This is a genomic window from Ochrobactrum sp. PL_is501, assembly GCF_055816895.1.
This window is the reverse complement of record NZ_JBVPGR010000040.1, coordinates 53,016-66,958: the sequence shown is the minus strand read 5'-3', so window position 1 is coordinate 66,958 and position 13,943 is coordinate 53,016. Positions and strand designations below refer to the sequence as shown.

Below are 13,943 nucleotides of genomic sequence, written 5' to 3'. Positions count from 1 at the left end.
GATGCTGCCAACGCTCCAGTGGAATAATGTTGCTCACATTTGTAATAAACTGATGCGCATTTTTGCATAGACGCGTACCGGTCGGGGTCCCGTTGCCAGCGGGATCAGATTAAGCTACGCAGCAGTCGATGGCACGCGCAATCATGTTTCAGGGAACCGGTTCAGACGTCGGCAAGAGTGTTCTTGTCGCCGGGCTTTGCCGCCTTGCGCGCAATCGTGGACTGAAGGTACGCCCGTTCAAGCCGCAAAACATGTCCAATAATGCCGCTGTCAGCGATGACGAGGGTGAGATCGGTCGTGCTCAATGGCTGCAGGCGCTGGCTTGCGGCGTGCCGTCCTCGGTGCATATGAATCCGGTTCTGCTGAAGCCGCAGACGGATATGGGCAGCCAGGTTATTGTTCAGGGTCAGATGCGGGGCGAAGCGCGTGGGCGTTATTACCAGGAGTTGAAACCGCAGCTCATGGCTGCGGTCATGGAATCATTCGCCCGAGTCAGCGAATGCGCAGATATTGTGCTGGTGGAAGGTGCTGGGTCGCCCGCTGAAATCAACCTTCGCGCGGGCGACATTGCCAATATGGGATTTGCGACACAGGCTGGTGTCCCTGTTGTTCTCGTCGGTGATATAGACAGAGGCGGCGTGATTGCCTCTCTGGTCGGCACCCACACGATTTTGCCGGAAGAAGACCGCGCCATGGTTCGCGGTTTTCTGATCAACAAGTTCCGGGGCGATATTTCGCTTTTCGATGACGGTCTTGAAGCAATCACGCGGTTTACCGGCTGGCGCTCATTTGGAGTGGTTCCGTGGATGGACGCGGTATCGCGGTTGCCTGCCGAGGATTCGGTCGTTCTGGAGCGGGCTGCGCGCGCAGACAAAAAGGCGCTTGTCGTCGCAGTGCCGATGTTGCCGCGTATTGCCAATTTCGATGATCTCGATCCGCTAAAGGCAGAACCCGATGTAGAGGTGGTCATGGTGCCGCCAGGTTCCAGTCTGCCTGCGGATGCGGGACTTGTGGTGCTGCCCGGCACAAAATCTACGATAGCCGACATGCGGGCGTTACGGGATAATGGCTGGGATCAGCAATTGTCTGCCCATGTGAAGCGGGGTGGCCATGTGTTGGGCATTTGCGGCGGGTTTCAGATGCTTGGTCGCCACATTAGCGACCCTGCCGGTATTGAGGGGGATGCGCGGGGCATCTATGGTCTCGGGTTTCTCGATATCGAAACAGTTATGGAGCCTGAAAAAGTGGTCCGCAATGTGCGGGCGACCTCGCTTCTTCATAATACTCTGCTTGAAGGTTATGAAATTCATATCGGTCGCACGACCGGGCCAGATATGACACGGCCTTTCGCCCGAATTGGCGAGCACGATGATGGAGCCATATCGCCGGACGGACGCATCATGGGGACTTATCTGCATGGCGTGTTCAATGCGGACGAATTTCGTCGGAAATTTCTGCACAGTCTCGGGGTGCATGGCAGTTCAGTGAACTATCGCGCCGGTGTCGAGGCTGCACTGGATGAACTGGCCGAAGGGCTGGAAGCGTGTCTCGACATCAATGCGCTGTTTGACTTGAAATAAGCTCTCCAATTGTCGGCTGCGATTGACGCCGATAGGGGGAAAGCCTAGTGTCCAAAGTCATGCAACAGGTCTTTGTCGGGACGAATCCCGGCGATACCAAAAGGGAATGCGACGGACGGACCCATTCCGGGCGTCTTTATCGCAGCCGACCCCGCGACTGTAGAGCGGAGAGGGAAGAAGCAAACCGGACAAACCGGTAACCACTGGAAGCTGAGAGCTTCTGGGAAGGTCGCTTCGATCCCCACGACCCGCGAGCCAGGAGACCTGCCTGTTGCGTGAGGGCATTGAGCCCGAGCCCCATGGGAGGTTTTTCCCTGCTGCCTGCACGGAGGTTGTCATGGCTGCACGAACTCAAGATACTGTTTCCAACATACTCGCAATGCCGCTCGCTGCCCGACTGAGCACAGCTGTCGCTTCACTGCTCCTCGGCGCGTTCCTGATTTACGGCGTAGGGCTTGCCCATTCCGACACGCTGCACGATTCGGCACATGACACGCGCCATTCCTATGGTTTTCCCTGTCACTGAGCAGTTTGACATCTTTCGGAATTGAAGTTGAACAAGGCTCGATGCCGCACGGCTAGAGTATTTCCCGTTTTGATTGAACCATTGGAAATGTTCTATCTGGTTGGTTTTATGCGCGTCTTGTTCCGAAAACCGTATTGAGGGACAGAAATGTTGATCCGTTATTTGTTGGCGACACTGGCCGCCGGTCTTCTGGCCGGGCTGCTGGTCACGCCTGTTATGTATCTGAAAACAGTGCCTTTGATCCTGCAGGCCGAAACCTACGAAGAGGCTGGTGGTGGCCACAGCCATGGCGAGACGGAAGCTGCGCCTCACGATCATGGTGCCGCTCCTGCAGATGCTGGAGAAGAAGGAGCGGAGCTGCCTTTTGGACGGCTGAGCAATACGATTCTTGCCAATCTCGTGGCCGGGGCCGGTTTTGCCCTGCTGCTTGGCGGGCTAGCCCTGCTTATCGGACGTCGCATCACGGTGCAGAATGGTATCTATTGGGGTGTTGCGGGTTTCTTCACAGTCGCATTTCTGCCTGCGTTGGGACTGTCGCCAGAATTGCCGGCAATGCCTGCGGCGGATCTGGTCGAACGCCAGCTCTGGTGGACTACAACCGTGGTGCTGAGCGGCCTCGGTATCTATCTCATCGCTTTGCGTCAGGAAACCTTGGCGAAGATATCGGGGCTGGTGCTGATCATGGCGCCGCATCTTTATGGTGCTCCGCATCCAGAGGATATTTCGTCGCCAGTTCCCTCGCTGCTTGCTTCGCAATACGCGGTCGCTTCGCTGGCGACGAACCTGTTCATGTGGGCGGTGATTGGTCTCGCGCTTGGCTGGTTCATCCACCACTATGCATCGTCCGAGATTGGAGGCTGACGAAAATGGCTTCGCCCGGAAAACTGGTTTTGGTTCTTGGCGGAGCCCGTTCGGGTAAATCGTCTTATGCCGAGAAAATGATCGAATCCTCGGGGCTCAAGCCGCTTTATCTGGCAACAGGGCGCGCCTTCGATGAGGAAATGGAAAACCGCATTGCCATTCATCGCGACCGGCGTGGTTCCGAATGGCAGACTGTGGAAGAGCCGCTTGATCTCGTCGGCGCACTCACATCGCATGCTGCCGCCGACCGGTTCGTGCTGGTCGATTGCCTGACCCTGTGGCTGACCAATTTGATGATGGCCGAACGCGATATAGCGACAGAGACGGCAAATCTGGTCGTGATGCTGCCAAACCTCGCCGGGCCAGTCGTTTTGGTTTCAAACGAAGTTGGACTTGGCATCGTGCCGGAAAATCGTATGGCACGGGAATTTCGCGATCATGCAGGCTTTCTGCACCAGGCAGTGGCTGCGATCGTGGACGAAGTTTATTTCATGGCGGCAGGGCTGCCGCTCAAGATGAAGGGATAAATCAATGCAGGGACAAAAAATTCCCGCAACCGTTATCACGGGTTTTCTCGGATCGGGCAAAACGACGATGATCCGCAATCTATTGGAAAACGCCAATGGAAAACGCATTGCATTGATCATCAACGAGTTTGGCGATCTCGGTGTCGATGGCGGTATTCTGAAAGGCTGCGGTATCGAGACATGCCGCGAGGAAGATGTGATCGAGCTCAACAATGGCTGCATCTGCTGCACTGTTGCCGATGATTTCATCCCGACAATGACCAAGCTTCTTGATCGTGCTGATCGTCCTGACCATATCGTGATCGAAACCTCCGGCCTTGCCTTGCCGCAGCCGCTGGTCGCGGCCTTCAACTGGCCGGAAATCAAGACGCAGGTGACGGTCGATGGCGTGGTCACGGTGATCGATGCGGCAGCTGTTGCAGAGGGACGTTTTGCCGATGATCATGACAAGGTTGATGCACAGCGGGCATCAGATGAATCTCTTGATCATGAAAGCCCCTTGGAGGAACTTTTTGAGGATCAGATTCACGCCGCTGACCTTATTGTTCTCAACAAGGCCGATCTGATCGATGCCTCAAGGCTGGACAGCGTTAAGGCGGATGTGGCCGAACGTTCGTCGCGCCGGGTGAACATGGTTCCTGCAAGCTTTGGCAAGCTTGGAGCCGATGTTCTACTGGGCCTCGGTGTCGGCACAGAAGACGACATCGCTAACCGCAAGTCGCATCATGAAATCCATCATGCGGATGGACATGAACACGATCACGATGAGTTCGAGAGTTTTGTCGTCGAAACAGGTTCTGTCGCCGATCCCAAATTATTCACGGAAAAGCTAAAAGCGGTCATCGCGGAACATGACATTCTTCGTCTGAAGGGCTTTGTCGATGTGCCGGGAAAGCCGATGCGTCTGGTGGTGCAGGCGGTCGGTCCCCGCATTGAGCATTATTTCGACCGTCCATGGGGCAAGGATGAAACGCGCTCCACGCGACTGGTTGTCATCGGATTGCACGATATTGACGAAGCAGCGATTGCCCAAGCGGTGAAAGACGCCGCCTGATGCATCTCCTGCTTGCCCAGAAAGGAACGATCAGCGACGGCAATGAGGCCGTCGATCTCGGCCAGACGCCGGGAGACATATTGTTCCTTTCCGCCGCCGATACAGAACTGGCCAGTCTGGCGCAGGCGCACAAGCTTGCGCCTGCGCTGCCAAGCTTGCGGCTGGCCAATTTCCTGAGCCTCACCCATCCGATGTCGGTAGACGCTTATGTGGAGCGCACCGCGCGGCACGCAAAGCTGATTGTGGTGCGCATCATTGGGGGCGAGACTTACTGGCCTTACGGGCTGGAGGCTCTGCATGCCTGTGCTGTCAATCAGGGCATCAAGATTGCAGTATTGCCGGGAGACGATAAGCCGGACCATGGGCTGGACCGTTTTTCGACGATCTCCGCCCAAGAACGAAATGAACTCTGGCAGTATCTGATCGAAGGTGGGGCGGCGAATACGGGGGCATTTCTTCACTATTGCGCTGCACTGATTGCCGGTTCAGAGAAGCCGGAGAGTGCCGCACCTCTGCTCAAGGCCGGTCTGTGGTGGCCGGGAGAGCATGTCGCGTCGCTGGACAGCATCCGCACGCAGTGGGGCGATGCAAAGGCACCTGTAGCTGGCATCATTTTTTATCGGGCGCTGGTGCAAAGCGGACAGACGCAACCCGTCGATGCGCTGATCGCTTCGTTGCAGGCCAAGGGCCTCAATCCGCTTCCAATATTCGTTTCGAGCCTCAAGGATCGATTGTCCGCAGCTGTTGTCGACGGTCTGTTCGAGGATTGTCCGCCAGATATCGTTTTGAACGCCACCGGATTTGCGATTTCTTCACCGGGTGCCGAGCGCAAGCCGACCGTGCTCGACAAGCGCGGCAATATGGTCCTGCAAGTCATCTTTTCCGGTACGCCGAAAACCGTCTGGGAATCGTCGCAGCAAGGGCTGCTGGCGCGTGATCTGGCGATGAATGTCGCCTTGCCGGAAGTGGACGGGCGCGTGCTTTCGCGTGCGGTGTCCTTCAAGTCTGCAAAGCAGTTTGATGCGGCAGTGGAAGCGAATATCGTTACCCACGAACCGCATGAAAACCGGGTGGATTTTGTGGCGCAGCTTGCCGCAAACTGGGTGCGGTTGAAGCGGAAATCGCCTGAGGAAAGGCGTGTCGCGTTGATCCTTGCCAATTATCCGAACCGCGATGGGCGGCTTGGCAATGGCGTGGGTCTCGATACGCCAGCCGGAACTGTCGAAGTCCTGTATGCGATGGCGAACGACGGCTATTCGGTCGCTGACCTGCCAGCGGATGGTGATGCGCTGATGCGTGTCCTGACGGCAGGCCCGACCAATGCCGCGCGTGACGGGCGCGAGATACGCGAAACGATTTCACTGAATCAATACAAGGCTTTCTTCGAAAGACTTCCCATTGCGATTCAGAAAGAAGTTGGAGATCGCTGGGGCCCGCCGGAAAACGATCCTTATTTTGCCGAGGAACTTGTCGCTTTCGCATTGCCGTTGATGCGGCTGGGGGAGACCTTTGTCGGTATTCAGCCTGCACGCGGATACAATATCGATCCGAAAGAGACTTATCACTCGCCCGATCTGGTGCCGCCGCACGGCTATATTGCCTTCTACGCGTTTCTGCGCGAGGTCGCAGGCATTGATGCCATTGTGCATATGGGCAAGCATGGAAATCTGGAATGGCTGCCGGGAAAGGCGCTTGCGCTGTCGGAAAACTGCTATCCCGAAGCCGTGTTCGGTTCCACACCGCATATCTATCCTTTCATCGTAAATGACCCCGGTGAAGGCACGCAGGCCAAGCGTCGTGCCGGTGCGGTCATCATCGACCATCTGACGCCGCCGCTGACACGCGCTGAAAGTTATGGGCCGCTGAAAGATCTGGAAGCGTTGGTGGATGAATATTACGAAGCCTCCGGTGTCGATCCGCGTCGTCTGCTGAGATTGAAAGGGCAGATACTCGATCTCGTGCGCGACATCGGGTTGGATCGCGATGCAGGCATTCACGACCACGACGATGAAGACATGGCGCTGCAAAAGCTCGACGCTTATCTCTGCGATCTAAAGGAAATGCAGATACGCGACGGGCTGCATATTTTCGGGCTTGCACCTCAAGGCAGGCTGCTGACCGATCTTCTGGTCGCGCTGGCCCGTGTGCCGCGCGGTGTTCCGGTTTCGCTTGGCGGTGCGCCGGGTGATCAAAGTCTCCAGCGGGCAATCGCCTCGGATTGCGGGCTTGGCGAAACATTCGATCCGCTCGATTGCAACATGGCCGAGGCATGGACTGGGCCAAGCCCGGAACTGCTGCGCGCCGCGAGCCCCGCAACATGGCGTATAGCAGGCGATACGGTGGAACGTATCGAACTGCTGGCTGCGAGTTTTGTTGCGGGCGAAAAGGAATGCCCGGAAGACTGGTCGCAGACGCGGGCGGTGCTGCAATCCATAGAGGAACATCTGCGTCCCATGGTGGTCAATTGCGGCCCTTCGGAAATAGACGGGTTTCTTGCCGCGCTTGGCGGGCGATTTGTGCCGCCGGGACCGTCTGGCGCACCGACACGGGGCCGTCCCGATGTGCTACCTACGGGGCGCAATTTCTTCTCTACCGACAGTCGCGCCGTTCCCACCCCGGCCGCATGGGAACTTGGGCGTAAATCGGCGGAACTCCTGATTACCCGCTATACGCAGGACCATGGTGAATGGCCAACATCTTTCGGCCTGACCGCGTGGGGTACGTCGAATATGCGCACGGGCGGAGATGACATCGCGCAGGCCCTGGCGCTGATCGGCGTGAAGCCGGTCTGGGACATGGCGTCACGCCGGGTAACCGGATACGAAATTGTTCCGATTGCAAAGCTTGGCCGCCCGCGGGTTGATGTGACATTGCGCATTTCCGGCTTCTTCCGCGATGCGTTTCCAGAACAGATTGCGCTGTTCGACAAGGCTGTGCGGGCAGTGGGGGAGCTAGATGAGGATGCCGAGGATAATCCGATTGCGGCGCGCATGCGGATAGAGCAAGCGCGTCTCGTTGCAGATGGGGTAGACGAGAAGACGGCACAGCGCCGTGCAGGCTATCGTGTCTTCGGGTCCAAACCCGGCGCTTATGGCGCAGGCTTGCAGGCGCTGATCGACGAGAATGGCTGGGCCGGGCGCAACGATCTGGCGGAAGCCTGGCTTGTCTGGGGCGGATATGCCTATGGCGCGGGTGAGGAAGGGCAGGCCGAGCGTGGCCTTTTGGAAGAAAGGCTTCGTTCGGTTCAGGCGGTGGTGCAGAATCAGGACAACCGCGAACATGATCTCCTCGACAGCGATGATTATTATCAGTTCGAAGGCGGAATGGCCGCGACCGTGGAAAGCCTGAGCGGCGCAATGCCTGCGGTCTATCACAATGACCATTCCCGCCCGGAAAAGCCGGTGATCAGGGCGCTGGAAGAAGAGCTTTCACGCGTCGTGCGGGGGCGCGCGGCCAATCCGAAATGGATCGCGGGTGTGATGCGCCACGGCTATAAAGGGGCGGCAGAGATAGCGGCTACGGTCGATTATCTGTTCGCCTTTGCAGCGACCACCGGCAAGGTCGGAAATCATCACTTCGAGGCGGTCTATCAGGCTTATATCGCCGACAGGACGGTGCATGAGTTCATGGCCGAGAAAAACCCCGCAGCACTTGCCGAGACGGCAGCGAAGCTGAACGACGCCATCGAGCGAGGCTTCTGGATACCACGGTCCAATTCGGCGCGGTTCGAACTGGAGCAACTTGCGACTTTGAATCCGGGAAAGAGAACAAATGGCTGAAAAATCTGCAAAACTTCTGTCCATGACTGAAGAGGAACTGAACGCCCGCCATGCGGACAAGATGCGCAAGAAGAAGGCTGCTCGCGACAAGATCCAGGCTACGAAGACCGAGGAAAAGGGGCTGGTGATCGTCCATACCGGCAAGGGCAAGGGCAAATCGACCGCCGGTTTCGGGATGGTTTTCCGTGCGTTGGGTCATGGTATGAAGATCGGCGTCGTGCAGTTCGTCAAGGGGTCGTGGGACACAGGCGAGCGCTGGGTGCTTGAAAAATTTCCCGAGCAGGTGACGATTTCAGCGCTGGGCGAGGGCTTTACCTGGGAGACACAGGATCGCACGCGGGATATCGCCATGGCGCGGGGCGCGTGGGAACAGGCCAAGGCACTGATAATGGATGAAAGCTACGATATGGTGCTTTGCGACGAGCTGAATATCGTTCTTCGTTATGATTATCTGCCGGTTGAGGAAGTGATCGAGGTTCTTAAAGCCAAGCCGGAGATGAAGCACGTCATCATTACCGGGCGCAATGCCAAGGACGAGCTGATTGAAGCGGCAGACCTTGTGACCGAAATGGAGATGATCAAACATCCATTCCGCTCCGGCGTGAAGGCGCAGAAGGGCATTGAATTCTGATGATCGATAGCTGGCAGTTCTGGGCGCTGATGTCGGCAGTGTTTGCCGCGCTGACGGCAATCTTCGCCAAGATCGGTATTCAAGGCATCAATTCGGATTTCGCGACGCTTGTGCGCACGCTGGTCATTATTGGCGCGCTGTGCTTGTTCCTGACCGTTACCGGCCAGTGGCAGAAGCCGGGCGAGATTTCCGGAAAATCGTGGCTGTTTCTGGTGCTTTCGGGGTTGGCGACCGGTGCTTCGTGGCTTGCCTATTTCCGGGCCTTGCAGATCGGTGATGCATCCCGCGTCGCGCCGATCGACAAATTGTCGGTCGTGCTGGTGGCGCTGTTCGGTGCGGCATTTCTTGGCGAGCGCATGTCGACCGTCAACTGGTTCGGTATTCTGCTTATCGGCTGCGGCGTGGTGCTGGTAGCACTTCGGGTTTAAAGCGGTTCCGCTTAAAACGGAGCAGTCGGAACCGCTCCAACTATTTGTTTCATTGCATTTATCCGACGCAAAACCGTTTCACACTTTTGCTGGCAAGCTCTAGAAACCGATCCACTGGCGCAGCGGGTTGGTGCCGTCCATCAGAAGGCGAATTGCCAGCGCCAGGCTGACAACGACCAGAAGCGGTTTGATGATGCGTGAGCCGACCTTCATGGCAAGGCTTGCGCCGATCTGTGCGCCGATGAACTGGGCGATGCCCATGCAGATGCCGATTTTCCAGTTGATGGTGCCAACGAGGGCAAAGGTTACAAAACTGCCGACATTGGAAGCGCAGTTGAGAAGCTTCGTATGCGCGGTGGCCTTCAACACTCCGAAACCGGCAAGCGCCACAAAGGCGAGCATAAAGAACGATCCGGTTCCGGGACCGAAGAGTCCGTCATAAAAACCGATCAGCGGAACGAGTGTCACGCCGAAAAGAAACGGTCCGATGCGGCGTGCCCGGTCGACATCGCCGAGGCTGGGTTTAACGGCAAAATAGACGGCGATGGCGATCAGGAGGATCGGCAAGGCTGCGCGCATGATATCCACGGGCAGAACGGTTGCAAGCAATGCGCCGAATACCGAACCAATGAGCGAGGCGAGCGCTTCGGGCCACTGTTCCCTGATGTTGACATGCCCTTTGCGTGCATAGGCGATTGTCGCCGACGACGATCCGAACAAGCCTTGCAGCTTATTTGTGCCCAGTGCTTCAACGGGTGGTATTCCGGCCAGCAACAGGGCGGGAATCGTAATCATTCCGCCGCCGCCAGCTATGGAATCGATGATTCCGGCAATGAATGCCGCAGCCGTGAGGAGCAGGGTAAGCGTATCAAAAAATTCAAGCATCGGGGGAGCCTAAAGGAGAGGTTGGGGCAACATAGAGCAGCGGCTTCGCGAACGCCAGTCAAACAAAGATGCTCATTGAAGAAAGCTGGGTCTCGGAGCGAGATTGTTTTCCTGCGCATCCGGCGCTATTCATTATATGCAAGCTGAAAATTTAGAGGGGTTCCATGAGCGAAAGCATCTTTGAGCGGATTACTGCTTTTCTGGGCAGGAAGAGCGCTGTGCAGCGCGTCGCCGATGATCCGGCGCTCGCTTCTGAATTGCTTTTGCTGTTGCATGTGGTTTTTGCCGATGGCGATCAGCACCCAGCCGAAATAGCCGCCTTCAAGGAAATTGCCGAAAAGAATTTCGGCATTGCACCAGAAGAGCTTCCGGAAGTCGCGGAATATCTCAAGGATTTTGCTTACGAGACGACAACCAAGCAAGCCGCCAATATGCTGGCAGAGATGGCGCCGGAGCGTCGTCTGGCGCTGCTTGGTGATCTCGTGACAATTGCCTGCTCCGATAATCGCCTTGATCGTAGCGAAGCAACAATGATCCAGCGCATTGCCGATACGCTCGGGGTCAAGCCGGAAGAACTGCACAAAGCACGCCAGTCATCTCCCTGTGGGTTCTAATGCATGTCTCCCAAAAGTGGGAACCGGTTTTGGGATAAAGACATGCTTAAAAGCAATTTCATCAGAGTTCTTGGCATGGGCGGTTCGTCGGGCGTGACGTTCGATGAGCTTTTGGCCTTGGCCGAGCAAGTGTTGGCTCGGGGGGCGTGTTCGCGGCCTGATGCTATTGCGACCTTGAGCACGAAACGCGGTGAGCCCGCATGGGCTGAGCTTGCGTCATATTTTGCATGTGCGGTTTGTTACTTCGATGCGGAGCGACTGGAGCAGGAAACACCGCGTCTCAAAAACCCGTCGGAAGCCGTTTTTCAGGCAGCCGGTTGTCATGGTGTTGCCGAAGCAGCAGCGCTTGCTGCCTCTGGTCCGAACGGTATTCTTGCAGTCGAGAAAACCGCGTCAGTCCGGGCAACTGCCGCTCTGGCGATTGTTGGCTCAAGCGGCGCTACGCAGTTCAGGAAGGGAAAATTGTGACTGTTCATTTCATTGGCGCCGGTCCCGGTGCGGCGGATCTCATCACCGTTCGCGGGCTGCGCCTGATTGAGCAATGCCCCGTCTGCATCTATGCGGGGTCGCTGGTGCCGAAGGAACTTGTTGCCGGAGTGCCCAAGGGTGCGCGTCTGGTCGATAGTTCATCCCTGACTTTGGATGAGATTATCGCTGAAATGGAAGCCGCACACGCTAAGGGTCTCGATGTCGCGCGGGTGCATTCCGGCGATCCGTCGATTTACGGTGCTATGGCCGAACAGATGCGGCGGCTGGACAGTCTCGGCATTCCCTATGATGTGACGCCGGGTGTTCCCGCATTTGCGGCTGCCGCCGCCGCCATGAAACAGGAATTGACCATTCCCGAGGTCAACCAGACCATCATCCTGACCCGCACATCGATGAAATCGTCTGCAATGCCCGAAGGCGAGGACCTTGCCACACTTGGACGGTCGGGCGCGACGTTGGTGATTCACCTTTCCATTCGCAACCTCGCGAAGATCGAGGCCGAGCTGACACCTCTTTATGGCGCTGATTGCCCTGTGGTCGTCGCCTATCGCATTGGATGGCCGGATGAGCGGATTCTACGCGGTACGTTGTCGGATATTAGCGAGAAGGTGGCGATATCGGGTCTGCAGCGCACGGCGATGATTTTTGTCGGGCGCGGTCTGGACCCAAAGAGCTTTCGCGATTCAGCGCTCTATCATGAAGCGCATAGCCACGCGGCGCGTTCAAAAGCTTAAGCTTGTACGGGCGAATGCGATTGCGTCTTCCGGCGAGGTGACAATGGTCTTCGCCGCAACCGGCGGGCGGGAAATCATCATGACCGGAAGCCCTAGCGCGCGGGCTGCTTCGATCTTGGCATAGGAAATGGCGCCGCCCGAATTGCGGCTCACGAGCAGCCCGATATTCCGACCCTTCAGAAATAGCATTTCCGCCGCGAAATCGCCGGGCCTTGCGAGGATAAGTTCGCAATCCGGTGGCGGCGTCACCTCCGGCGGATCGATCATACGCATGACGAAATGAACGTCCGCGCGCTTGGCAAAAGGGGCGATGTGCTGGCGACCGAGCGCGAGAAACACACGCTCTCCAGAAGAAATGGCGCTTGCAGCCTCGGCCTCGCTGGCAATATCGATCCAGCGGTCTCCCGGCTGTTTCTGCCAGGCAGGGCGCTCCAGCCTCACCAGTGGTATGTCGCACTTGCTTGCGGCCTGAACCGCATTTTGCGAGATGCGCGCGGCATAAGGATGGGTTGCGTCGATGACGAGGTCGATCCCTTCGCAATCGAGATAGGTGGCAAGACCGTCAATGCCTCCGAAGCCGCCGCTGCGGACCGTTCCGGTCAGTTTGGCTGGATTGCTGGTGCGTCCGGCGAGCGAGGTAATCGCTTTGACGGGCAGTTCCGCAAAGGCCGTTGCAAGTGCTGCTGCCTCGGCCGTTCCGCCCAGAATGAGTATCTTGGGTTCAGACGCGCGCAAGGATATTTCCACTGCGATCAGTCAAGATAATCTCAACTTCCACAGGTGCACCGCGAAGGGTTTCCAGTGCTGTTTCCTTCGCTTTGAGCGCAATGGGCATTGCCATGTCGATGCCGATTGATTGAGTCAGTTCAAGCACTTCCAGGGCAGTGTTCGCAAAGAGAATCTGCTCCTTCATGCTTGTCGGTGCGCCTGCCTTTTCCGCTATGGTCCAGAGGAAACCCTTGTCCACTTGCGAGCGCGAAGAATGGAGATCGAGGGCGCCTTGGGCGAGCTTTGTCAATTTGGCGAAACCGCCCGCAATCGTCAGCTTGTCGATAGGATGGTCACGTAGATATTTGAGCACACCGCCCGCGAAATCGCCCATGTCGAGAATGGCAAAATCCGGCAGGTCATAGAGCGCCTGCGCCGCGTCTTCGGACGTCGAGCCGGTCGCACCGAGCACGTGTTTTTGCCCAACAGCACGCGCAACATCGATGCCGCGATGGATCGAGTGAATCCAGGCCGAACAGGAAAATGGGTGGACCACACCGGTGGTGCCGAGAATGGAGATGCCGCCGATAATACCAAGGCGAGGGTTCCATGTTTTCCTGGCGATCTCTTCGCCGCCCGGAACCGATATCGTAATGACGAGGTCTGCGGGCAGGCCGTATTCGGCGCAAATCTGTTCGCAGATTTCCGTCATCATGCGGCGTGGAACCGGGTTGATGGCGGCTTCGCCCGGAGGAATTTGCAGGCCGGGCCGCGTGACCGTTCCAACGCCTTCACCGGCGCGAAAGATGATGCCGGTTCCCGGCGGCGCAGGGAACACTGTCGAGATGATCGTGGCGCCATGGGTCACATCAGGATCGTCGCCCGCATCCTTGACGATGCCCGCCATCGCATAGCCTTCGCCCAGCCCCTCATAGGCGAGCTGGAAATAGGGTACCTCTCCCTTGGGCAGAATTATGCCGACGGGATCGGGAAATTCTCCGGTGATGAGCGCCGTCAAAGCTGCCTTGGTGGCAGCGGTCGCGCAGGCACCAGTGGTCCAGCCGCGGCGAAGCTCGGCCTTTTCCTGACTTTTATTCGTTGCAGCGGTTTCGTCATTCATGGACGCC

At 57.3% G+C, this 13,943-nt stretch carries 14 protein-coding genes and 1 riboswitch; of the genes, 11 read left to right on the top strand and 3 right to left on the bottom strand.

Features of this window, described 5'->3' with window-relative positions; all coding sequences use genetic code 11:
* The first annotated feature begins 128 nt into the window (after positions 1-128).
* The 8 genes from AC0TOF_RS19885 (at position 129) to AC0TOF_RS19850 (ending at position 9,386) form a co-directional block, all read left to right on the top strand.
* A complete protein-coding gene (locus tag AC0TOF_RS19885) occupies positions 129-1,580 on the top strand; it encodes a cobyric acid synthase (protein WP_473769541.1) in 1,452 nt (483 codons plus the stop codon).
* A gap of 49 nt (positions 1,581-1,629) precedes the next feature.
* A riboswitch (cobalamin riboswitch) is annotated at positions 1,630-1,866 on the top strand.
* 51 nt (positions 1,867-1,917) lie between these two features.
* The gene (locus AC0TOF_RS19880) at positions 1,918-2,106 is read left to right on the top strand and encodes a CbtB domain-containing protein (protein WP_473769540.1); all 189 of its coding nucleotides are present in this window, start codon (positions 1,918-1,920) and stop codon (positions 2,104-2,106) included.
* 147 nt (positions 2,107-2,253) lie between these two features.
* Positions 2,254-2,967 carry a CbtA family protein gene (locus tag AC0TOF_RS19875; protein WP_473769539.1) on the top strand — a complete coding sequence of 238 codons (714 nt, stop codon included), beginning with the start codon at positions 2,254-2,256 and terminating at the stop codon, positions 2,965-2,967.
* Positions 2,968-2,972: 5 nt separating this feature from the next.
* A complete protein-coding gene (cobU, locus tag AC0TOF_RS19870) occupies positions 2,973-3,494 on the top strand; it encodes a bifunctional adenosylcobinamide kinase/adenosylcobinamide-phosphate guanylyltransferase (protein ID WP_473769538.1) in 522 nt (173 codons plus the stop codon).
* Between the two features lie 4 nt (positions 3,495-3,498).
* Entirely contained in the window at positions 3,499-4,548 is a 1,050-nt protein-coding gene (gene cobW / locus AC0TOF_RS19865; RefSeq protein ID WP_473769537.1) for a cobalamin biosynthesis protein CobW, read from the top strand.
* A complete protein-coding gene (gene cobN, locus AC0TOF_RS19860) occupies positions 4,548-8,327 on the top strand; it encodes a cobaltochelatase subunit CobN (RefSeq protein ID WP_473769536.1) in 3,780 nt (1,259 codons plus the stop codon). Before cobW ends, cobN begins: the two co-directional genes overlap by 1 nt.
* The gene (cobO, locus tag AC0TOF_RS19855; RefSeq protein WP_112592424.1) at positions 8,320-8,958 is read left to right on the top strand and encodes a cob(I)yrinic acid a,c-diamide adenosyltransferase; all 639 of its coding nucleotides are present in this window, start codon (positions 8,320-8,322) and stop codon (positions 8,956-8,958) included. Before cobN ends, cobO begins: the two co-directional genes overlap by 8 nt.
* Positions 8,958-9,386, top strand: a complete 429-nt coding sequence (locus AC0TOF_RS19850; RefSeq protein WP_122000514.1) for an EamA family transporter — start codon at positions 8,958-8,960, stop codon at positions 9,384-9,386. The genes cobO and AC0TOF_RS19850 overlap by 1 nt, the downstream gene beginning before the upstream one ends.
* A gap of 99 nt (positions 9,387-9,485) precedes the next feature.
* Here the strand turns inward: AC0TOF_RS19850 and AC0TOF_RS19845 are convergent, their stop codons facing one another.
* The gene (locus AC0TOF_RS19845) at positions 9,486-10,271 is read right to left on the bottom strand and encodes a TSUP family transporter (protein ID WP_473769535.1); all 786 of its coding nucleotides are present in this window, start codon (positions 10,269-10,271) and stop codon (positions 9,486-9,488) included.
* A gap of 164 nt (positions 10,272-10,435) precedes the next feature.
* Here AC0TOF_RS19845 and AC0TOF_RS19840 point away from each other — a divergent pair, with 164 nt between their 5' ends.
* The 3 genes from AC0TOF_RS19840 to cobM are packed head-to-tail and all read left to right on the top strand — an operon-like array spanning position 10,436 to position 12,108.
* Entirely contained in the window at positions 10,436-10,885 is a 450-nt protein-coding gene (locus tag AC0TOF_RS19840) for a TerB family tellurite resistance protein (RefSeq protein ID WP_122000516.1), read from the top strand.
* A gap of 42 nt (positions 10,886-10,927) precedes the next feature.
* A complete protein-coding gene (locus AC0TOF_RS19835; protein WP_473769534.1) occupies positions 10,928-11,353 on the top strand; it encodes a cobalamin biosynthesis protein in 426 nt (141 codons plus the stop codon).
* Positions 11,350-12,108 carry a precorrin-4 C(11)-methyltransferase gene (gene cobM / locus AC0TOF_RS19830; protein WP_473769533.1) on the top strand — a complete coding sequence of 253 codons (759 nt, stop codon included), beginning with the start codon at positions 11,350-11,352 and terminating at the stop codon, positions 12,106-12,108. Before AC0TOF_RS19835 ends, cobM begins: the two co-directional genes overlap by 4 nt.
* On the opposite strand, the gene AC0TOF_RS19825 is transcribed toward cobM, so the two are convergent.
* Complete coding sequence (locus AC0TOF_RS19825; RefSeq protein ID WP_473769532.1) at positions 12,097-12,843, bottom strand: cobalt-precorrin-6A reductase; 747 nt, start codon at positions 12,841-12,843, stop codon at positions 12,097-12,099. The genes cobM and AC0TOF_RS19825 overlap by 12 nt on opposite strands.
* A complete protein-coding gene (locus AC0TOF_RS19820; protein WP_473769531.1) occupies positions 12,830-13,936 on the bottom strand; it encodes a cobalt-precorrin-5B (C(1))-methyltransferase in 1,107 nt (368 codons plus the stop codon). The genes AC0TOF_RS19825 and AC0TOF_RS19820 overlap by 14 nt, the downstream gene beginning before the upstream one ends.
* Positions 13,937-13,943 lie beyond the last annotated feature (7 nt).

Coding starts and splice junctions, on each gene's coding strand:
- AC0TOF_RS19885 (WP_473769541.1), top strand. CDS start 129: ATGGCACGCGCAATCATGTTTCAGGGAACCGGTTCAGACGTCGGCAAG.
- AC0TOF_RS19880 (WP_473769540.1), top strand. CDS start 1,918: ATGGCTGCACGAACTCAAGATACTGTTTCCAACATACTCGCAATGCCG.
- AC0TOF_RS19875 (WP_473769539.1), top strand. CDS start 2,254: ATGTTGATCCGTTATTTGTTGGCGACACTGGCCGCCGGTCTTCTGGCC.
- cobU (WP_473769538.1), top strand. CDS start 2,973: ATGGCTTCGCCCGGAAAACTGGTTTTGGTTCTTGGCGGAGCCCGTTCG.
- cobW (WP_473769537.1), top strand. CDS start 3,499: ATGCAGGGACAAAAAATTCCCGCAACCGTTATCACGGGTTTTCTCGGA.
- cobN (WP_473769536.1), top strand. CDS start 4,548: ATGCATCTCCTGCTTGCCCAGAAAGGAACGATCAGCGACGGCAATGAG.
- cobO (WP_112592424.1), top strand. CDS start 8,320: ATGGCTGAAAAATCTGCAAAACTTCTGTCCATGACTGAAGAGGAACTG.
- AC0TOF_RS19850 (WP_122000514.1), top strand. CDS start 8,958: ATGATCGATAGCTGGCAGTTCTGGGCGCTGATGTCGGCAGTGTTTGCC.
- AC0TOF_RS19845 (WP_473769535.1), bottom strand. CDS start 10,271: ATGCTTGAATTTTTTGATACGCTTACCCTGCTCCTCACGGCTGCGGCA.
- AC0TOF_RS19840 (WP_122000516.1), top strand. CDS start 10,436: ATGAGCGAAAGCATCTTTGAGCGGATTACTGCTTTTCTGGGCAGGAAG.
- AC0TOF_RS19835 (WP_473769534.1), top strand. CDS start 10,928: ATGCTTAAAAGCAATTTCATCAGAGTTCTTGGCATGGGCGGTTCGTCG.
- AC0TOF_RS19820 (WP_473769531.1), bottom strand. CDS start 13,936: ATGAATGACGAAACCGCTGCAACGAATAAAAGTCAGGAAAAGGCCGAG.